This is a genomic window from Actinacidiphila sp. bgisy160, assembly GCF_057707815.1.
In genome coordinates this window covers 84,269-105,282 of record NZ_JBYIQW010000021.1, presented here as the reverse complement: position 1 = coordinate 105,282, position 21,014 = coordinate 84,269, and the positions used below count along the sequence as shown (strand labels likewise).

At 70.4% G+C, this 21,014-nt stretch carries 15 protein-coding genes; 2 read left to right on the top strand and 13 right to left on the bottom strand.

What is annotated here, in order from left to right:
* Positions 1-29: 29 nt before the first annotated feature.
* Positions 30-767, bottom strand: coding sequence for a DsbA family protein (locus AC3EUJ_RS18735; RefSeq protein ID WP_431962711.1), 738 nt, complete (start codon positions 765-767; stop codon positions 30-32).
* Positions 768-932: 165 nt separating this feature from the next.
* Between AC3EUJ_RS18735 and AC3EUJ_RS18730 the strand changes: the two genes are divergently transcribed.
* Entirely contained in the window at positions 933-1,343 is a 411-nt protein-coding gene (locus AC3EUJ_RS18730) for an NTP pyrophosphohydrolase (protein ID WP_431962709.1), read from the top strand.
* Here the strand turns inward: AC3EUJ_RS18730 and AC3EUJ_RS18725 are convergent, their stop codons facing one another.
* From AC3EUJ_RS18725 to AC3EUJ_RS18670, 12 genes are all read right to left on the bottom strand, one after another.
* A complete protein-coding gene (locus AC3EUJ_RS18725; RefSeq protein WP_431962707.1) occupies positions 1,344-2,858 on the bottom strand; it encodes an ArnT family glycosyltransferase in 1,515 nt (504 codons plus the stop codon).
* Between the two features lie 37 nt (positions 2,859-2,895).
* Entirely contained in the window at positions 2,896-4,407 is a 1,512-nt protein-coding gene (locus AC3EUJ_RS18720) for an amino acid permease (RefSeq protein WP_431962705.1), read from the bottom strand.
* A gap of 148 nt (positions 4,408-4,555) precedes the next feature.
* On the bottom strand, positions 4,556-6,484 hold the full coding sequence (gene dxs, locus AC3EUJ_RS18715; RefSeq protein WP_431962703.1) for a 1-deoxy-D-xylulose-5-phosphate synthase: 1,929 nt from the start codon (positions 6,482-6,484) through the stop codon (positions 4,556-4,558).
* 136 nt (positions 6,485-6,620) lie between these two features.
* Complete coding sequence (locus AC3EUJ_RS18710) at positions 6,621-7,919, bottom strand: sugar ABC transporter permease (RefSeq protein WP_431962702.1); 1,299 nt, start codon at positions 7,917-7,919, stop codon at positions 6,621-6,623.
* Positions 7,916-8,704: an ATP-binding cassette domain-containing protein gene (locus AC3EUJ_RS18705; RefSeq protein ID WP_037733039.1), complete on the bottom strand. Its 789-nt coding sequence runs from the start codon at positions 8,702-8,704 to the stop codon at positions 7,916-7,918. Before AC3EUJ_RS18705 ends, AC3EUJ_RS18710 begins: the two co-directional genes overlap by 4 nt.
* A 187-nt stretch (positions 8,705-8,891) precedes the next feature.
* Positions 8,892-9,992, bottom strand: coding sequence for a sugar ABC transporter substrate-binding protein (locus tag AC3EUJ_RS18700; RefSeq protein ID WP_431962699.1), 1,101 nt, complete (start codon positions 9,990-9,992; stop codon positions 8,892-8,894).
* Between the two features lie 146 nt (positions 9,993-10,138).
* On the bottom strand, positions 10,139-11,335 hold the full coding sequence (locus AC3EUJ_RS18695) for an ROK family transcriptional regulator (protein ID WP_431962697.1): 1,197 nt from the start codon (positions 11,333-11,335) through the stop codon (positions 10,139-10,141).
* Positions 11,336-11,561: 226 nt separating this feature from the next.
* Positions 11,562-12,497: a carbohydrate ABC transporter permease gene (locus AC3EUJ_RS18690; RefSeq protein WP_431962695.1), complete on the bottom strand. Its 936-nt coding sequence runs from the start codon at positions 12,495-12,497 to the stop codon at positions 11,562-11,564.
* 16 nt (positions 12,498-12,513) lie between these two features.
* Positions 12,514-13,446: a carbohydrate ABC transporter permease gene (locus AC3EUJ_RS18685; RefSeq protein WP_431962693.1), complete on the bottom strand. Its 933-nt coding sequence runs from the start codon at positions 13,444-13,446 to the stop codon at positions 12,514-12,516.
* Positions 13,447-13,551: 105 nt separating this feature from the next.
* Positions 13,552-14,943, bottom strand: a complete 1,392-nt coding sequence (gene ngcE / locus AC3EUJ_RS18680; RefSeq protein ID WP_431962731.1) for an N-acetylglucosamine/diacetylchitobiose ABC transporter substrate-binding protein — start codon at positions 14,941-14,943, stop codon at positions 13,552-13,554.
* 266 nt (positions 14,944-15,209) lie between these two features.
* Positions 15,210-17,924: an aconitate hydratase AcnA gene (gene acnA / locus AC3EUJ_RS18675; protein ID WP_431962691.1), complete on the bottom strand. Its 2,715-nt coding sequence runs from the start codon at positions 17,922-17,924 to the stop codon at positions 15,210-15,212.
* 638 nt (positions 17,925-18,562) lie between these two features.
* The gene (locus AC3EUJ_RS18670) at positions 18,563-19,390 is read right to left on the bottom strand and encodes an isocitrate lyase/PEP mutase family protein (RefSeq protein WP_431962689.1); all 828 of its coding nucleotides are present in this window, start codon (positions 19,388-19,390) and stop codon (positions 18,563-18,565) included.
* Between the two features lie 133 nt (positions 19,391-19,523).
* Between AC3EUJ_RS18670 and AC3EUJ_RS18665 the strand changes: the two genes are divergently transcribed.
* Positions 19,524-21,014 (top strand): AlkA N-terminal domain-containing protein, encoded by a 1,491-nt coding sequence (locus AC3EUJ_RS18665; protein ID WP_431962687.1) that lies wholly within the window; start codon positions 19,524-19,526, stop codon positions 21,012-21,014.

The window sequence follows — 21,014 nt, the reverse complement described above, 5'->3', positions numbered from 1 at the left end:
ATCTGATGGAACGACAACGGGTGATGCGGTCAGCCTGTCGCGGTGGTGCCGTTCACGACCTCGGCAACGGCCTTGTCGACCAGCTTCGTCAAGCGCTCGGGGGTGAGCCCGGACGCACCGCCCGTGGGATCGGTGACGGTCTCGCCGTTCACCCGCACGACCGGAACGGAGGTGAACCCGGCCGCGGCGAACTCCTCCTGGGAGCGCCGCACCCAGCCGTCGTGGTCGCCGCCCTGGACGCACGGGACGAAGTGCGTCTCGTCCACACCGCCGGCCTTCTTCGCCAGGCTCTTCAGGAACGCGTCGCTGGTGAACGGGTCGTCCTGGGTGTCGGCGGGCTGGGCGTCCCACACCTGCGCGACGTACTCCTGGAACCGGCCCACGTCCTGGGCGCACGCGGCCGCGTTGGCCGCGGCGAGGGAACCGCTGCCGCCGTCCGCGGTGTCGGTCGGCGTCACCAGCCGGTAGTCGATCTGCACCTGACCGGTGACGACCAGCTTCGCGAGGGTGTCCGCGTACTCGGCGGCGAAGGCCTTCGACTCCGGGCTGCGCAGGTCCTCGTACACGGTCAGCGTCACCGGCAGCTTCGTCGGCTTGACCGGTACCGCCAGCTGCTCCTGGCCCGAGGCGCCGGCCGGTGCCTTGGCCTCGTGCTGCTTCTCACTGCGCACATGCGCCCCGAGGACGGCCGAACCCCCGAACACCACACCCAGGACGATCACCGTCCCGGCGTAGGACCGCCAGCGCTTGGACTTCGTCTGCTTCACCGGGACTTTCTACCACCGCGTACGAACACGCCCCGTGGGAGGGTACGTCCTCACACCACGGGGAGCGGGCCGCGGGCGCGACGATTCGCCGACGCGAAGCCGCCGACGGACACCGGGGCCGGCCGGACTCGCCCCATACCGGGCCGGTTGTGCCAGGGTGGGCCGGTGGTGAACGACGGGACAGCGCCCCTGGTCGTGGTCGACGCCGCCAACACCGTGGGGTCCGTCCCCGACGGGTGGTGGCGGGACCGGCACGGGGCGACGGAGCGATTGCGGGACGCCCTCGCGGGACTGGCGCGGACCGGGCTGCCGGAGCGGGCGGACGTGCCGGAATGGGCACGGCGGGCACCGCTCGACCTCGTGCTCGTGGTGGAGGGCGCGGCCCGGGAGGTGGCGCCCGTGCCGGGGGTACGGGTCGAGGCGGCCCCCGGCAGCGGTGACGACCTCATCGCCGGGATCGTCGCGGCCCGGGCGCCCGAGCGGCCGTGCCTGGTCGTGACGGCCGACCGGGAGCTGCGCCGCCGGGTGACCGCCCACGGCGCGGCCGTCGCGGGGCCGCGGTCGGTGCGTGGCTGACTAACCGCGCGACGGCCTGGCGTACAGCACCGCGCCGTCGGCGGTGGCGACCCGCTCGTAGCCGCCCCGGTCGAGCAGACGGCGCAGTCCCGGGACGTGCGCCGCGCCGTAGGGGGCGCCCCGGGAGTCGTCGACCACGACGGCCGGGGGCGCGGTGGAGAACTCCCGGCGGAAGTCCGCCCAGGCACCCGGTACGGCGTACTCCTCGCCGACCCGGGCTCCGCCGCGTCCGCCGCTGAAGTTGGTGAGGAACCCCGCGGTGAGGAAGCGGCCGGCCGGTGCGCGGCCGGCGAACCAGTACTGCTCCGGGTGCATGCCCCACACCAGGACGGTCTCGTCCGCGTCGGTGTGGGCGCGGATCGCGGCGGCGACGGTGCGGGCGTGGCCGAGTTCCGCTCGCGGGGCGGCGAAGCCCCAGCCGGTGCACACCGCCGCCGCCAGCACCGTCCAGACGGCGGCGACCCTCCTGGCGGGCCCGCGCGCGGGCAGCCGCCGCAGCGCGGCCACCCCGACGAGCGTGAGCGGGGGCAGCAGTTGCAGGTAGTAGTGGCCGTAGAACTGGAAGCCCGCCACGACGGCGACGGCGGCCGCGCCGAGCCAGATCCACAGCTCGGCCGTGGCGGCGGCCCTCCGGCGCGCGGCGAGCCGGACGGCGGGCAGCACCAGCCCCGCCCCGGCCGCTGTGAGGATCGCGGCGTTGCCGAGCCCCCGCCCGGCCGCGAGCAGCCAGGCGCCCTCGGGCGACATGTAGGCGCCGGACCCGGTGACGGTCCAGAAGACGAAGCGCCCCCCGCCGGTCGCCAGGGCCACGGCCGCGACGGGCAGCCCGCAGCCCGCCGCCAGCCGTCCCCACGCGCCCGGGCTCCCGCGCCGGGCCCGCCACAACATCCAGAGCACCGGGAGGAGCACCACCGCGCCGGTCTGTTTGGTCAGCGCCGCCCCGGCGACCGCCACCCCGGCCGCGCCCCAGCGTCCGCGCTCGGCGCAGAGCACGGCGGCGACCGTCCACGGCAGGGTGAAGACCTCGAAGGTGGCCGCCTGCGTGTCCTCGGGCGCCAGCCCCACGGACAGCAGCAGGTAGCCGAATCCGGCGGCCGCGCCCCACCGGTCGCCCCAGCGGCGCCGGGCGAGGGCGACGAGCAGCGCCGCGGTCACCACGTGTGCGAGGACCGCCGCCACCCGCAGGGGCCACAGCGAACCGTCGCCGAAGACCGCGAACGCGCCGTGGTAGAGCCACGGAAGCAAGGGGGGCTTGCGGTCCACCACGGTGTCGTAGAGGACCCCGCCGGAGGCGAGCACACGCGCCTGGGTGGCGAGGAAACCCTCGTCGGGGTTCCAGACGGGGCGTACGAAGGACGGCAGGTGGACCACGGCCGCCACGAGCGTCAGCAGCGGGAGCAGCAGGGGCCACGAGAACCGGGTGAACGGGGAGATCGCGCGGGACGGGTCCGCGTCCGCCCGCCGTTGCGGGAGCGCGGGCGCGGCGGCGCGGGCGGTCTCGGGGCGGGTCGTCACGTGCCCAACGTACCGGGCGCCCTCCGGGTGCGTCAGCTCACCCCTGCGGCGCCGGCTTGCGCACCCGGCTGTGCCGGTAGCCGTACAGGAAGTAGACGATGAAGCCGAGCGCCATCCAGACGGCGAACCGCAACCAGGTCTCGGCCGGGAGGTTGAGCATCAGCCACAGCGTGGCGAGCACCGACACGGCGGGCAGCCAGGGCACCAACGGGGTGCGGAAGGCCCGCGGCAGGTCGGGGCGGGTACGGCGGAGCACCACGACGCCGATGGCGACGACGACGAACGCGAAGAGGGTGCCGATGTTCACCAGCTCGGCGAGTTCCTCGATGGTCGTGAAGCCCGCGACGATCGCCACGATGCCGCCGAGCAGGATCGTCGAGCGGTAGGGCGTGCCCCGGGTGGGGTGCACCCGGGAGAAGAAGCGCGGCAGCAGCCCGTCGCGGCTCATCGCGAAGAAGACCCGGCTCTGCCCGAGGAGCAGGATCATGCAGACCGTCGTCAGGCCCACCACCGCGCCGAAGGCGATCAGCCCGGCCCAGAAGGGGTGGCCCACGGCCTTGAAGGCGTCGGCCAGCGGCGCGTCCACCGACAGCTGGGAGTAGTGCTGCATGCCGGTGACGACGATGGAGACGGCGACGTAGAGCACGGTGCAGATGAGCAGCGAGCCGAGGATGCCGCGCGGCACGTCCCGTTGCGGGTTCCTGGTCTCCTCGGCCGCGGTGGCGACGATGTCGAAGCCGATGTACGCGAAGAAGACCACGGCTGCCGCGGTGAAGATGCCCATGACGCCGAACTGGGACGGCGTGAAGCCCGAGACCAGCTGGATCAGCGGGGCCTTGATGCCGGCCTCCGCCCCCTCGGACGGCACGGCGGGCGGGACGAACGGCGTGTAGTTGTGGCCCTTGATGAAGAACGCGCCCACGACGATGACGATCAGCACCACGGTCACCTTGATGGCCACCACCACGGAGGTGACCCGGGCCGAGAGCTTCATCCCGGCGACCAGGATGGCGGTGAGCGCCGCCACCAGCAGGAAGGCCAGCACGTCGAAGTGGAAGCCGCTCTGCTCGCCGCCGGACAGCACGGACGGCAGGTGCCAGCCCCAGTTGTCCATGATCGAGCGCATGTACCCGGACCATCCGACGGCGACCACGGCGCAGCCCAGCGCCAGTTCCAGGACCAGGTCCCAGCCGATGATCCAGGCGGGCAGTTCGCCGAGGGTGGCGAAGGAGAAGGTGTACGCGGACCCGGCCACCGGCACGGTGGAGGCGAACTCCGCGTAGCACAGGGCGGCCAGCGCGCAGACGACGCCGGCGGCGACGAAGGACAGCGCGACCGCCGGGCCCGCGTTCTCCTTCGCCACCTTGCCGGTGAGGACGAAGATGCCGGTGCCGATGACCACTCCGACCCCGAAGACCGTGAGGTCGAGGGCGGACAGCGACTTCTTGAGCGCGTGCTCCGGCTCCTGGGTGTCCCTCAGGGATTCCTCGACCGATTTGGTACGGAAGAACCCGCTCCGTCCCTTCGTAGCGTTACCGCCCACGTCCACCGGCGCACCTCCACAGTTGTTCCTGCATCACAGCACCCGCGGATGCTTGTGACCGGATCTGGCGCGCCTACACACCGACAGAAGGGCCGGGCGATCACCCGCCCGGGTGTCGCCCGGCCCGGTGGTGCCGAAGCCGTCGGAGCGGGTGTCAGTCGCCCGCGACCTGGGGCGCGGGCTCGTCGGCGTAACGGCCCTCGAGCCGGCTGACGAGTCCGGTCACCTGGCGCGCGATGTCCGGGGCGGTCAGGCCGATCTCGGCCATGACCTCCTTGCGGCTGGCGTGGTCGAGGAACTCCTGCGGGATGCCGAAGTCGCGCAGCGGCACGTCCACGTTGGCGTCGCGCAGCGCCTGGGCGACGGCGGAGCCGACACCTCCGACGCGCCCGTTGTCCTCGACCGTGACGACGACCCGGTGGCCGGCCGCGAGACCGGGCAGGGCCGCGTCGACGGGCTTGACCCAGCGGGGGTCGACGACGGTGGTGGTGATGCCCTGGGCGTCGAGCAGGTCGGCGATCTCCAGGCACATCGGGGCGAGCGCGCCGACGGAGACCAGCAGGACGTCCGGCTTGGCGCCGTCACCCTGGGGCTCGGCCTGACGCAGCACGTCCATGCCGCCGACCTTGCCGACGGCCTTGACCGCCGGGCCGACCGCGCCCTTGGAGTAGCGGACCACGGTCGGGGCGTCCGGGACCTCGACGGCCTCGCGGAGCTGGGCGCGCACCTGGTCGGCGTCGCGCGGGGCGGCGATCCGCACGCCCGGGACGACCTGCAGGATCGACATGTCCCACATGCCGTTGTGCGAGGCACCGTCGGTGCCGGTGATGCCGGCGCGGTCCAGCACGAAGGTGACGCCGCACTTGTGCAGCGCGACGTCCATCAGCACCTGGTCGAAGGCGCGGTTGAGGAAGGTCGCGTAGACGGCGACGACCGGGTGCAGGCCGCCGGTCGCCAGGCCCGCCGCGGACACCACCGCGTGCTGCTCGGCGATGCCGACGTCGTAGACGCGGTCGGGGAACGCCTTGGCGAACTTGTCCAGACCCACGGGCTGGAGCATCGCGGCGGTGATGGCCACGATGTCCTTGCGCTCCCTGCCGAGCTTGACCATCTCCTCGCCGAAGACCGAGGTCCAGTCGGCGCCGGAGGCGGCGATCGGCAGGCCGGTGTCCGGGTGGATCTTGCCGACGGCGTGGAAGCGGTCGGCCTCGTCCTGCAGGGCGGGGGTGTAGCCGCGGCCCTTCTCCGTCAGGCAGTGGACGATGACCGGCCCGCCGAAGCGCTTGGCGCGCTGCAGCGCGGACTCCAGGGCGGCGATGTCGTGGCCGTCGATCGGGCCGACGTACTTCAGGCCCAGGTCCTCGAACATGCCCTGCGGCGCGATGAAGTCCTTGAAGCCCTTCTTGGCGCCGTGCAGGGTCTCGTACAGCGGCTGGCCGATGACCGGGGTGCGCTCCAGCAGTTCCTTGGTGCGGGTGAGGAAGCGCTCGTAGCCGTCGGTGGTACGCAGCGTGGCGAGGTGGTTGGCGAGGCCGCCGATGGTGGGCGCGTAGGAGCGCTCGTTGTCGTTGACGACGATGACCAGCGGACGGTCCTTGGCGGCGGCGATGTTGTTCAGCGCCTCCCAGGCCATGCCGCCCGTCAGGGCGCCGTCACCGATCACGGCGACGGTGTGATCGCGCTTGCCGAGCTGCTCGTTGGCCTTGGCCAGGCCGTCGGCCCAGCCGAGCACCGTGGAGGCGTGGCTGTTCTCGATGACGTCGTGCTCGGACTCGGCGCGCGAGGGGTAGCCGGACAGGCCGCCCTTGCCCTTGAGCTTGGAGAAGTCCTGACGGCCGGTGAGCAGCTTGTGGACGTAGGACTGGTGTCCGGTGTCCCACAGCACCTTGTCCTTCGGCGAGTCGAAGACACGGTGCAGGGCGATGGTCAGTTCGACGACACCGAGGTTCGGCCCCAGGTGCCCGCCCGTCTTGGAGACCTCGTCGACCAGGAAGGTACGGATCTCGCCTGCCAGCTCGACCAGCTGCTCCGGGCTGAGCCGGTCGAGGTCGCGCGGTCCCTTGATACGGGTCAGCAGCGCCACCCGTGCCTCCTTGTTGTCGCTTTCCGGTTTCCCGAGTGTATGTGTTCGCGTTTTCAGCTCCGCACACACCCGTGCCCGGCGCTGGGATGATCTTCCCTGCGCCGGGCACGTCCCGCCACTGGTACGGTGCGAACCCTCAGCCGCGGCCCGCGGCCTTCTGGCTCTTGCGGGACACCGAGTCGATGACCACGGCGGCGAGGAGCACCGCGGCGGTGATCATGTACTGGAGCGCGGTGTTCATGTTGAGCAGGTCCAGGCCGGTCTGGATGGACTGGATGACCAGCATGCCGAGCAGGGCGGACCAGACGCTGCCGCGACCGCCGAAGAGGCTGGTGCCGCCGATGACCGCGGCCGCGATGGCCAGCATCAGGTAGTTGCCGCCACCGGCGCCCAGGGAAGCGGTGTAGGTCTGGGCGGCGAAGAACAGACCGCCGAGCGCCGCGAAGCCACCGGAGATGGCGAACACCGAGATGCGGACGAAGGCGACGTTGATACCCGCGCGACGGGCGGCCTCGATGCCACCGCCGACCGCGAAGATCTTGCGGCCATAGGCCGTGCGCCGCAGCACGAAGTCGATGATCACCAGGGCGGCCAGGAAGATGACCAGCGCGTTGGGCACGCCGTTCGCCTGGTTGAGCACGTAGGCGGCGACGAAGGAGATGATCGCGAGGGCGCCGACCCGCAGCGCGATCTCACTGGTGGGGCGGAACGGGACGCCGGCGGTGCGGCGGCGGCGCTGCTCGATGAGCGAGCCCGCGAGCATGGCCCCGGTGCCGAGGCCGGCCAGCAGGTAGGCGCCCGCGATGTCCTGGTCCAGGAAGAAGGAACGCTGGCCCAGGATGTGCAGGGGGCCGTCGTCCGGGATCGAGAGGCTTCCGCTGGCGCCGAGCAGCTGCAGCATGAGGCCGTTCCAGCCGAGGAAGCCGGCGAGGGTGACGACGAACGCGGGGACGCCGATCTTCGCGAAGAACCAGCCGTGCAGGGAACCGATGAGAACGCCGGTCACGATGGTCAGGACCAGCGCGAGCCAGGGGTTCATCCCGTGGTTGGTCACGAAGATGGCGAAGAGGGCCGATGCCAGACCGCTGACCGAGCCGACCGAGAGGTCGATCTCGCCGAGCAGCAGCACGAAGACCAGGCCGATGGCCAGCATGCCCGTGGCGGCCAGGAAGAAGCCGATGTTGGCCAGGTTGCCGGCGGTGAGGAACTGGCTGGACTGGGTCTGGAAGATGGTCCAGATGATGATCAGGCCGATGATGACCGGCAGCGAGCCGAGCTCACCGCCGCGCACCTTGCGCTTGAACTCCGTGAGGTAGCCCTTGAAGCCCTCTTCACGGACGAGCAGGCGCGGGTCGACCATGGGCACGGCCGCCGAGGACGCGTCCTCGACCGCTGCTGCCACGTCCTTCTTTACGGTCTTCGACGTGTCGCTCACTTTGCATCCTCCGTGCGCCGCGCCTGACGGCGGGTCACGGCGTTGTCCGTGGCGCCCGTGATCGCGGAGATGATTTCTTCCTGGGACGTGCTCTTGACGTCGAACACACCGTTGTTGCGACCGAGGCGCAGTACCGCCACCTTGTCCGCGACGGCCTTGACGTCCACCATGTTGTGGCTGATGAGGATGACGGCGAGGCCACGCTGGCGCAGCCGCTCCACCAGGTCGAGCACCTGGGCCGTCTGCTCCACACCGAGCGCGGCGGTGGGCTCGTCGAGGATGACCAGCTTGGGGTCGCCGATCAGGGCGCGGGCGATCGCGACGACCTGCCGCTGACCACCCGACAGGCTGGCGATCGGGATGCGGACGCTCGGGATGCGGATCGACAGGGTGCTCAGCAGCTCCCTGGACCGCGCCTCCATGGTGACCTCGTCGATCACACTGGCGCGCTTGATCTCGCGGCCGAGGTAGAGGTTGGCGACGACGTCGAGGTTGTCACAGAGCGCCAGGTCCTGGTAGACCGTCGCGATTCCGAAGCCCTGGGCGTCGTGCGGCTTGTTGATGCTGACCGGCTTGCCCTCCCACTCGATGACGCCTTCATCGATGGGGTGGACACCCGCGATCGTCTTGACCAGGGTCGACTTACCTGCGCCGTTGTCGCCGACGAGCGCGACGACCTCACCGGCGTGGACCTCCAGGTCGACATCGGTGAGTGCTTGGACCGCACCGAATCGCTTGGAGACTCCGCGCAACGCCAGCACGGGCGTAGCGGACACGTGAACCATCTCCTTCGCCGCCTGACCGGCGGGGATGCCGCGCTTGGAGGGGCGCGGAGTTTTGTGCAAACTGCACAGCTTTACATGAACGGGAGCGGACTGTCTGTCCGGCACCCGCCCCGTCAGCGGGGTCTGTTGGACGGGGCGGGCGCCGGACAGGTTCGCGTGGCGGCCTCCGGAGGGAGGGCCTGCCGTGTTACTGGATGCCGGCGGCCGCGCAGGCCTTGGCGAACTCGGCCGTGCAGATCTCGGAGACGGAGTACAGCTTGTCCGCGATGACCGTGTCCTTGACGTTGGCCTTGGTCACCGACACCGGGGTCAGCAGCTGGGACGGGACCTTGTCACCGGAACCGCTGGTCAGCGTGGTGGTGGCGAGCGAGTCGATGGCCTTGCCCTCGACCAGGTTCACCGCGAGCTGGGCGGCGGCGTCGGCCTCGGGCTTGAACGCCTTGTAGACGGTGCTCGACTGGGTGCCCGCTATGATCCGCTGGATGCCCGCGAGTTCGGCGTCCTGACCGGTCAGCGGGATGCCGCTGATGCCGGCGCCCTTGAGGGCGGTGGCGATACCGCCGGCCATGCCGTCGTTGGCGGCGTAGACGCCCGCGATGTTCTTGGCCTTGAGCTGGGTGATGGCCGCCGTCATCTTCTGGTTGGCGACGGTGTCCTTCCACAGACCGCTCTGCTCGTAGGCGATCTTGACCTTGCCGTTGAGGACCTTGTGGGCGCCCGCCTTGAACATCGCGGCGTTCGGGTCGGCGTCGTCACCGTTGATCATGACGACGTTCGCCGACGGCTTGGCCTTGGCGCCGAGCGCGTCGAGGAGCGCCTGGCCCTGCAGCTCGCCGACCTTCTCGTTGTCGAAGGAGACGTACGCGGAGACCGGGCCCTGGGCGAGGCGGTCGTAGGCGACGACCTTGATGCCCTTGTCGACGGCGGCCTGGACGGAGGACTTGATGGCAGCGGCGTCCTGGGCGCTGATCACGATCACCTTGACACCCTTGGTGATCATGGTACTGACCTGCTGGGCCTGCTTGCCGGAGTCACCCGCGGCGTTCGCGTACTGGACGTCGCAGTCCGCGCACAGCTCCTTGACCTTGGCCTCGAACAGCGGCTTGTCGAACTTGTCGTAGCGAGCGGTGACGCTGTCGGGAAGCAGCAGGCCGATGGTCTTGCTCTTGCTGCCGGCGCTGCTGCCGCCGTCCGCCTTGTCATCGCCGGCCTTGCCGCACGCGGCGACGGAAAGGGCCATGGAGACGGCCGCGGTGCCGATCACGACGCGACGCATCATTGCGTTCATGTGGGGTTGCCTCCCTGACAGGGCCGCAAGAGACTGCGGCCGAGGTGAGCGTGAGTCAACTCGGCAACAGCCTTGACGTCAAGAAGTAAATACTTAACGAGATGGCAACGGTGCGTTTCGTTATCTAGATGAACGCAGAGTGATCCCTACGGCACAGCGACCGCTGCAGGAACGTTAGCATCCAAAAGGGTGGAATCCCCCACCTCGCTGAGGGCCAGGGCCAGGGCGCCCAGGACCTCGGCGCGGGCGCCCAGGGCCCCCGAGACGACCGAAAGACGGCGGGCCGCACTGGGGATCGCGTACCGCGCCACCGATTCCCTGATGGGCGCCAGGACCAGCTCCCCCGCCTCGGCGAGATCACCGCCGAGCACCACCCGGCTCGGGTTCAGAAGGTTGGCGAGGCTGGCGACGCCCATGCCGATGTGCCGGCCCACGTCCGCGATCACTCTACGGCAGCCGGGATCCCCTTCCCTGCCCAGTTGCACCATGCGCGCCAGGGTCAGGTCGGGGCCATGGCTGCCGCGCAGCAGGTCCAGCACATAACGGGCGGCGGTGAAGGTCTCCAGGCAGCCGCGGTTGCCGCAGCGGCAGACCGGGCCGGACTCGTCCAGCGTGATGTGGCCGATCTCACCCGCGGTGCCGCCGGGGCCGCGGTAGATGCGGCCGTCGATCACCAGCCCGGCGCCCACGCCGCTGGCCACCTTGATGTAGGCCAGGTCCTTCACGCCCCGTCCACTGCCCCAGACCAGCTCCCCGAGGGCGCCGAGGTTCGCGTCGTTGTCCACCTGGACCGGCATGCGCAGCCGCTCGGCGAGCTCCTGGCGCGGGTTGATGCCGCCCCACCCCGGCAGGATGGCGGTGGACCCCAGCGCGCCGGTCTCCACGTCGATCGGGCCCGGGACGCCGAGGCCGACGCCGATCACCTTGTCGGCGTCGATGCCGCTCGACTCGATCAGCCGCGCGACGAGCTGCTCGGCCCGGTCGAAGCCCTCGGAGGCCGAGGCGTCCACGTCGATCGGCTCGGACTGCTCGGCCAGTACCTGGTGGGCCAGGTTGCCCACCGCGACGCGCAGGTGGGAGTGCCCGAAGTCGACGCCCACGACGACGCCCGCGTCGCCGGACAGCGCCACCGCGCGGGCCCGGCGCCCTCCCGAGGAGGTGGGGGTGACCTGTACCGTCCCGTTGTCACGCAGTTCGCGGACGATGTTGGAGACCGTCGCGGCGGACAGCCCCGTCGTACGGGCGATCTCCGCTTGCGTCAGCGAACCCGCCAGCCGTACGGCCCGGACCACCCGCTCGAGGTTGGCCCGGTGCAGCGACGACTGGGATCCCGGAGTCTCCACGACCATTCCACTCCTGCCGAACCGGACGGGAGCCACGCCGATGAGACCCCGTCGTCTACAACATGTGAACTCTAAGCAAGCCTTTAGGCTCGCTTCCCGTCAAGGGGCAGAACCAGACCGCTGACGCAATGCCCGAAAAATCCAGAAGCGGCCCCGCGGGTGGCGGGACCGCTTCCGCTCAGCCGTCCGGACGACCGGGCGGCGGCCACGGTGAGTGTCCTTCCGATTACTTCAGGGTGCCGGCCGTCAGACCCGCCTGCACCTGACGCTGGAAGGAGAGGTAGACCACGAGCACCGGCAGCATCGCGATCGTCATGCCGGCGAAGAGCGCCGGGTAGTCGCCGGAGTACCCCTGCTGCTGGGCCAGGTTCACCAGGCCCTGGGCCAGCATCGAGCGGTCGGGGTCGCTGCTGGACTGCTGCTGCTGCAGGGTCATCGGCAGGATGTACTGGTTCCACTGGCCCAGCACGTTGAAGATTCCCACGCTGATCAGGCCCGGCTTCGCCATCGGCAGCATGACCTGGAAGAAGGCCCGGGAGTGGGAGCAACCGTCGATCATGGCCGCCTCGTGCACCGCCGTGGGCAGGGTCCTGAAGAAGGAGTGCATGAAGAAGACGGTGAAGGGCAGCGAGTAGGCGACGTACACCAGGATCAGGCCCTGGTAGGTGTTGAGCATGCCCAGGTTGCTGACCATGAAGAACAGCGGCACCAGGGCGAGGTACACCGGGAACATCGCGCCGCCGACGAACAGGTAGAAGATGATCCGGTTGCCGGGGAACTCGTAGCGCGCCAGCACGTACGCGGTCATCGACCCGAGCAGCATCGTCAGCGGCACCGAGAACACCAGCACGATCACCGTGTTCACGAAGAAGTCGCCGATGCCCTTCTCCCAGGCCCGGGAGAACGCGTCGAAGGACCAGTGCGAGGGCCAGGACCAGGCGCTCGCGCCGATCTCCGCATTGTTCTTGAAGGACCCCAGGATGATCCAGCCCAGGGGCAGCAGGATCATCACGCCCCACAGGAACAGGAAACCGTGGGAGAAGACGTTGAGCGTCGCGCCGCCTTCGGCGAAGCGTTCCCGGTCCGTCTTCCTGCTGCCGATCGTGGTGGGCTGCCCTTTGAGGACCGGAACCGGAGTGGGCTGCTTGATGGGAGTGGCCATGGGATGCGCTCCCCGCTCAGTACTCGATGCGATCGCGACGGGAGACCCGCAGCGCGACAGCGGAAAGGATCAGGGTGAGGAAGAGGATGACGACGCCCATGGCACAGGCGTAGCCGCTCTTTCCGAAGGTGAGGAAGTTACGCATCAGGTAGGTCGCCATGACCTCACCGTGATAGTCGGGGCCGCCGCCGAAATTCGATCCCGGGGTGAGGACCGAGGCCAGGGCGAAGAAGTCCATCGCGGCGATGGCGAGGTACACCCAGGCCGTCTGCACGCTGTCCCACAGGAGCGGGAGGGTCACCTTGAAGAAGGTCTGCAGGCGCCCGGCACCGTCCAGCAGGGCGGCCTCGTAGATGTCCTTCGGAACGGACTGCATGGCCGCCGAGAACAGCACCAGGTAGAAGCCGACACCGGCCCAGATCTGCACGCCGAGCAGACACCACATCACCAGGTTGGGACTGTTCAGCCATTCGATCGGGGCCTGCGGGTCCTCGAGGTGCAGTTTGATCAGGATGCCGTTCAGCAGGCCGCTTCCGTCACTGCGGTAGACCGCCTGGAAGAGCACGATGAGAATGGCGACGGAAAGCACCTGGGGGAAGAAGAAGATCACTTTGTAGAGGGCGGATCCGTGAACTCCCCGGACACCCGTGGTGCCACCGCGGCCGCCCACGTTGAGCATGAAGGCGAAGAAGAGCGCCAGCAGGATCGTGATCACCGGCAGGAACACCAGCAGCAGCACGTTGTGCTGGAGCGCCTGCAGGAAGACGTGGTCCCCGAAGAGCTTCGTGTAATTCTCCAGACCGACGAAGTGCATCTCCTGGGACTGCCCGGACCAGTCCGTCAGGGAATACCCGAACGTCTGGAGGTAGGGCCAGATCACGAAGACGACGTAGAGCACGACCGGAATGAAGAGGAATCCCGCGATGAACGGGTACTTGCGATAGCGCATGGCGCTGCTCCTGCCATCGGGTAGACCGTCGCACCGGGGCCCCGAACGCCCCCTGGTCCATCAGGGGGCACCGGGGCCCCGGTGCGCAAGGGCCGGTGGGAACGTTTAGCCCTTCTTGGCCTTCTCGGCCGCCGCCTTGACCCGCTTGAGCCAGTCGGCGGGCTTGATGCGCTTGGCCATCAGCTCGGCACTGGCGTTCTGCACGTCGGTGTCGAAGGCGCTCTGCGTGTTGATGTAGTTGTAGTTGAAGACGTTGCTGCCGGCCGCGCTGAGCGCGGTGACGGTGGACTTGGTGCCCGGGCGCAGCTGGACGTCGGAGCCGACGCCGTCCTTGAGCACGGTCAGCGAGTTGGCCGTCTGGGCGAACTGGCTGGAGGCTTCCTTGGTGAGCATGATCCGCAGGAACTCCAGGCCGCCGGCCTGGTTCTTGGCCTTCTTCGGGACGATGAAGGGCTCACCGGCGCCGGCCCGGATCGCCTCGAAGGGCAGCTTGTCGCCGTCCAGCGAGGGGATCGGCAGGAAGGTCATCTCGAAGTCCGATGGGGTGGCCTTCAGCTGCTCGTTCTCCAGCCACGAACCGCAGGGGATGAAGGCGGCCTTGCCCTCGTTCCAGGCGGTCTGCGACTCGATGTGGGTCATGCCGTTGGTGCCGGGGAGCAGGTAGCCCTTGTCGGCGATCTGGTAGACCGACTCGACGGCCACCTTCGCCGCGTCCTCGTCCCACACCGTCGGGTCGAGGCTGTCGATCCGCTTGACCAGCTCCGGACCGCCGTGCTTGGCGATCAGGTCCATGACCACGATGTTGATGTAGTACGGGTACTTGCCCTGGTGGCAGAAGGGGGCCATGCCCGACTTCTTGATCTCCGCGGACAGGGACATGAAGTCGGCCCAGGTCTTCGGCGCCGTCCAGCCCTTCTCCTTGAAGAGCTTGCCCGAGTACCACAGGCCCCAGACGGTGTAGATGTACGACAGCTGGTACATCTTGCCGTCGTCGAAGCTGCCGATCTCGATGGTGCCGGGCTGCAGGACGTCCCTGATCTTCTTGCTCGGGTCGTCGATGTAGGGTGCGTCGAGGAGCGGGGTGAGGTCGGTGAGCTGGCCGCTCTTGTAGAGCACGTCCAGCTTGATCTGCTGCGCGCCGGAGTCGTCGACGACGTCCGGCGGGTTGCCGGCGTTGAAGCGGGGCTGGAGCTTGCCGGTGATCTCCTGGGTGCCCAGGTGGCTGACCTTCGCCCCGGAGAACTTCTTCTGGTAGAGCTTCTCGAACGCCTTGGCGTAGTCGTCGCCGTAGCCGCCCTTGAAGATCACCACGTCCAGGGCGGCGTCGTTGGCCACGCCGAACGGGTTGTCCTTGGACTTCTCGCCCTTCTCGGGGGCCTTGTCGTTGCCGCTGCCGCTGGACGCACAGGCACTCAGCAGACCGGCGGCGGGAGCGGCCAACAGGCCCGCCGCTGCCGCCCGCTTGATCAGATCGCGCCGGTTGACGTCGGATCTCATGCTCAAGTCCTCACCTTCTCCAGGACCCATGCGGTGCGGAGTTGAATCTGTGCACGGGCCACGCACCCGTCGTTCCCCCCGCGCAAGCCCGCGTTCAGCGGGCCTCCTGGACGCCGACAGGTATAGTCCACTTCCCGCGAGGTGGGCAAGGTCATGCGCGCTTTTGACAGACAGCTTTCCCTAGTTGAGACCTCTCGGTAACGCGAACGGGCCCGCACCCCCGGCAGGGGTGCGGGCCCGTTCCTCGTGCCCGGCGGCCGTGATCCTTACTTGCGGATCAGGGAGCGCAGGACGTACTGCATGATGCCGCCGTTGCGGTAGTAGTCCGCCTCACCGGGGGTGTCGATCCGGACCACGGCGTCGAACTCGACGCCGCTGTCGGTCGTCACCTTGACGGTGCGCGGGGTGGTGCCGTCGTTGAGTTCGGTGATGCCGGAGAACGAGAAGGTCTCCTCACCGGTCAGGCCCAGCGAGTCCGCCGAGGCGCCCTCGGGGAACTGCAGCGGCAGCACGCCCATGCCGATCAGGTTGGAGCGGTGGATGCGCTCGTACGACTCGGCGATGACGGCCTTGACGCCCAGCAGCGCGGTGCCCTTCGCGGCCCAGTCGCGGGAGGAGCCGGAGCCGTACTCCTTGCCCGCCAGGACGACCAGCGGGATGCCGGCGGCCTGGTAGTTCTGCGACGCGTCGTAGATGAAGGAGACCGGGGCGTCCTGCTGCGTGAAGTCGCGGGTGTAGCCGCCCTCGGTGCCCGGCGCGATCTGGTTGCGCAGGCGGATGTTGGCGAAGGTGCCGCGGATCATGACCTCGTGGTTGCCGCGGCGGGAGCCGTAGGAGTTGAAGTCGCGGCGCTCCACACCGTGCTCGGTGAGGTACTTGCCGGCCGGGGTGTCGGCCTTGATGGCGCCGGCCGGGGAGATGTGGTCGGTGGTGACCGAGTCGCCCAGCTTCGCCAGCACGCGGGCACCGGTGATGTCGGAGACCGGGTCCGGCTCCATGGTCATGCCCTCGAAGTACGGGGGCTTGCGGACGTAGGTCGACTGCGGGTCCCACTCGAAGGTGTTGCCGGTCGGGATCGGCAGCGACTGCCACTGGGCGTCTCCGGCGAAGACGTCCTGGTAGGAGGCGCTGAACATGTCCTGGCCGATCGCGGATGCGACGACCTCGTTGACCTCCTGCTCGGAGGGCCAGATGTCCTGGAGGAAGACCGGCTTGCCGTCGGTGTCGGTGCCGATGGCGTCCTTGGTGATGTCCACCTTCATGGAGCCGGCGATGGCGTACGCGACGACCAGCGGCGGGGACGCCAGGTAGTTCATCTTGACGTCCGGGTTGATCCGGCCCTCGAAGTTGCGGTTGCCCGACAGCACCGAGGTCACGGCCAGGTCGTGCTCGTTGACGGCCTTGGAGACCTCGTCCGGCAGCGGGCCGGAGTTGCCGATACAGGTCGTGCAGCCGTACCCGACGAGGTTGAAGCCCATCTTGTCGAGGTACGGGGTGAGGCCGGCCCGGTCGTAGTAGTCCATGACGACCTTGGAGCCCGGGGCCAGGGTGGTCTTGACCCACGGCTTGCGGGTCAGGCCCTTCTCGACCGCCTTCTTGGCCACCAGGGCGGCGGCGACCATGACGTAGGGGTTCGAGGTGTTGGTGCAGGAGGTGATCGCGGCGACGGTGACGGCGCCGTGGTCGATCTCGTAGGTCGAACCGTCGGGCGCGGTGACCACGGTCGGGCGGGTCGGGACGCCGTTGGCGACGGCCGGGGCGTCGGAGGCCGGGAAGGACTCCTTGCCCGCCTCGTCGGCGTCGTCCACGTAGTTGCGCACGTCGGCCTTGAACTGCTCGGCGGCGCCTGCGAGGACGATGCGGTCCTGCGGGCGCTTCGGGCCGGCGATGGAGGGGACGACCGTGGAGAGATCGAGCTCCAGCTTCTCGGAGAAGTCCGGCTCGGCGGCCGGGTCCAGCCACAGGCCCTGCTCCTTGGCGTACGCCTCGACGAGCGCGAGCTGCTGCTCCGAACGGCCGGTCAGCTTCAGGTAGTTAATGGTCTCCGCATCGATCGGGAAGATCGCCGCGGTGGAGCCGAACTCCGGCGACATGTTGCCGATGGTGGCGCGGTTGGCGAGCGAGGTGGCCGCCACGCCCTCGCCGTAGAACTCGACGAACTTGCCGACGACACCGTGCTTGCGCAGCATCTCGGTGATGGTCAGCACGAGGTCGGTGGCGGTGGTGCCGGTCGGCAGCTCGCCGGTCAGCTTGAAGCCGACGACGCGCGGGATCAGCATGGAGACCGGCTGGCCGAGCATGGCGGCCTCGGCCTCGATGCCGCCGACGCCCCAGCCCAGGACACCGAGGCCGTTGACCATGGTGGTGTGCGAGTCGGTGCCGACGAGGGTGTCGGGGTACGCCTGGCCGCCCCGGACCATGACGGTGCGGGCCAGGTGCTCGATGTTCACCTGGTGGACGATGCCGGTGCCCGGCGGGACGACCTTGAACTCGTCGAACGCGGTCTGGCCCCAGCGCAGGAACTGGTAGCGCTCCTTGTTGCGGCCGTACTCCAGCTCCACGTTCTGCGCGAAGGAGTCCGGGGTGCCGAACTTGTCGGCGATGACCGAGTGGTCGATGACCAGCTCGGCCGGGGCCAGCGGATTGATGCGGGACGGGTCGCCGCCCAGCTCCTTGACGGCCTCGCGCATGGTGGCGAGGTCCACCACGCACGGCACACCGGTGAAGTCCTGCATGATCACGCGGGCCGGCGTGAACTGGATCTCCTGGCTCGGCTGGGCCTGCGAGTCCCAGTTGCCGAGCGCGCGGATGTGGTCGGCGGTGATGTTCGCGCCGTCCTCGGTGCGGAGCAGGTTCTCCAGCAGCACCTTCAGGCTGTAGGGAAGGCGCGCGGCGCCCTCGACCTTGTCCAGCCGGAAGATCTCGTACGACTCGTCGCCCACTTGCAGGGTGCTGCGGGCGTCGAAGCTGTTCGCCGACACGACAGTCTCCTTCGTAACTTTGCGCGTACCACCGCAATGCTGCCGCTTCGGCCCCTGGCCGATCCGCTAAGGTAAGGCTAAATAAGGTGAGCCTTACCTTCGACGGCAGCGGTGCGCCTCGGCAGATATCTCGATGTCGAGATAACTCTAATACATCACCGCTGCCGGGTCATGCGCTGGGCCGCACGTGTGCGGCGTCGCGCCCTCGCCGCCGCTACGGGCCCGCCGCTACAGGCCGTGCCGGCGGGCGCCCGTGGGGACCCGGGGGGCCCGGCGCGGCACCCGGCCCCACGACGCGCGCGCGAGCCTGCACTGGCCGCGGCAGGGGAGGACCCGTACCCGCTCGCAGCCTGCGGACCAGGGGATTCCGCGCCGCCGGCCCAAGGCTCGGCCCCTGCGCGACCCCCAACGAGCGCCGAGGCCGGGCCGACCGCGCCAGGGCGGGGACGGGCCGCCCCGCACGCTCGCGCGGCACCCGGCCCCACCACGAGCGCGCGGGGCACGCGCAGCCGTGGGGACGAGGGAGCTGCCCCGGCTTGCCGCCGGGGCAGGGAGGGCGCGGGCCGATGCCCGCCGCCGGCGCGGACGACCGCACGCGGCCCGGGGACGCCAGGCGGTCTTCGGGGGCGGCTCAGCCGTCACGCCTGCGGGAGCATCAGCGTGTTGAGCTCGCCCCAGGGGATGCCGCCCGCGACGGCTGCGTATGTGCCGGTGGCGAGCAGTTCGCGGGCGGCGCGGTCGACGAGGGCGTAGGCGGCCTCGGCGACCGCGCTGCCGAGGCTGACCCGCGCGGCGCCGGCGGCGGCCAGTACGGACACGGGCGGCGCACCGGGACCGGCGAGGATGCCGACGGGGGCGTCGATGCCGGCGGCCAGGGCGCCGACGACGGCCGGGTCGGTCACGCCGGGCACGAAGATGCCGTCGGCGCCCGCCGCGAGGTAGCGGGCGGCACGTTCCAGGGTCTCCCCCAGGTCGCCGGCGCCGCGCAGGAAGGTGTCGGTGCGGGCGTGGACGAACAGCGGCACCCCGGCCTCGTCGGCGGCACGGCGGGCGGCGGCGATGCGGGCGGCCTGGTCGTCCACGTCGCGCAGCGGGGCCGGGCCGCCGTCGTGGGAGTCCTCGATGTTGATGCCGACCGCACCCGCGGTGAGCACCGCCCGCACCGTCTCCGCCACGCCCTCGGGGTCGGCCGCGTAGCCGCCCTCGACGTCGGCGCTGACGGGGACGGAGACGGCCGCGGCGACCCGTGCGGTCAGCTCCAGCGCGAGGCCGCGGTCGACGTGGTCGCCGTCCGCGGTGCCCAGGGTCCAGGAGACCCCGGAACTGGTGGTGGCGACGGCGGCGGCCCCGGCGCGCTCGGCGAGGCGGGCACTGGCGGCGTCCCAGGCGTTGGCGAGCAGCAGCGGGCGGCCGGGGACGTGGAGGGAGCGGAGGAGTCCGGCCTTGGCCTTGAGTTCGTTGATCACGGACCGCAGTCCATCACCGGCCGGGAGCCGGATCCGGCGGATTTCCGACACCTACGTCCCGGGCCGCCCCCGCTCACATCCATGTCGGATTCTCGCTAGCCCCGGCCCGCGCGGCCCACGGATGCTGGGGGATGTGCATGAGGACTTCGAGCGCTGCGTGCGCGCCGTGCAGTCGAAGGACTCCCGTTTCGACGGGTGGTTCTTCACCGCGGTGCTGACCACCCGCATCTACTGCCGGCCCGGCTGCCCCGCGGTGCCGCCGAAGCCGGAGAACATGAGCTTCTACCCGAGCGCGGCCGCCGCCCAGCAGGCAGGCTTCCGCGCCTGCAAGCGCTGCCGTCCCGACGCCGCACCCGGTTCCCCGCAGTGGAACGAGCGGGCGGACCTGGTGGCCCGTGCCATGCGCCTGATCGCTGACGGGGTCGTCGACCGGGACGGCGTGCCCGGGCTCGCGGCACGTCTGGGCTACAGCACACGGCAGGTCGAACGGCAGCTGCGGGCCGAGCTCGGCGCCGGGCCGCTCGCCCTGGCCCGGGCGCAGCGGGCGCAGACGGCCCGCCTGCTGATCGAGACCTCGGCGCTGCCCATGGCCGACGTCGCCTTCGCCGCCGGGTTCAGCAGCATCCGCACCTTCAACGACACCGTGCGCGAGGTCTTCGCGCTCACCCCGAGCGAGCTGCGCGCGCGGGCGGCCCGGGGGCGGCGCTCCGTCCCCGCCCCCGACGTGTCGGGCTCCCTGGCGCTGCGGCTGCCCTTCCGGGCGCCGCTGTGCCCCGGCAACCTCTTCGGGCACCTGGCCGCGACCGCCGTGCCGGGCGTGGAGGAGTGGCGCGAGGGCGCCTACCGCCGCACGCTGCGGCTGCCCCACGGCCACGGAATCGTGGCCCTGCGGCCCGAGCCCGACCACGTCGCCTGCCGGCTCTCCCTCACCGACTGGCGGGACCTGTCGCACGCCATCAGCCGCTGCCGCCGGCTGCTCGACCTGGACGCCGACCCGGTCGCCGTCGACGCGCTGCTCCGCGAGGACCCGCTGCTCGCCCCGTACGTGGACAAGGACCCGGGGCGCCGGGTGCCGCGCACGGTGGACGGGGCGGAGTTCGCGGTGCGCGTGGTCCTCGGGCAGCAGGTGTCCACGGCGGCGGCACGCACGCTTGCCGGCCGGCTGGTGACGGCGCACGGCGAGCCCGTCGCCGACCCCGGGGGCGGGCTGACCCACCTGTTCCCCTCGCCGTGGGCGCTGACGGGCCTGGACCCGCAGTCCCTGGCCATGCCGCGCACCCGGCGGGACACCCTGCGGGCCCTGGTCGCCGCGCTCACCGAAGGGGGCCTCGACCTGGACGTCGGCAGTGACTGGGAGAAGGCACGGCGGCAGCTGGCGGCACTGCCGGGTTTCGGCCCGTGGTCGGTCGAGGCGGTCGCGATGCGGGCGCTCGGCGACCCGGACGCCTTCCCCGCCACCGATTTGGGTGTACGGCTGGCCGCGGAAAAACTGGGCCTCCCGGCCACCCCCGCCGCCCTCGTCCGGCGGGCCGCCGCCTGGCGGCCGTGGCGCGCGTACGCCGTGCAGCACCTGTGGGCCACCGGCGACCACCCCATCAACGTCCTGCCCGCCGACCGAGCCTGA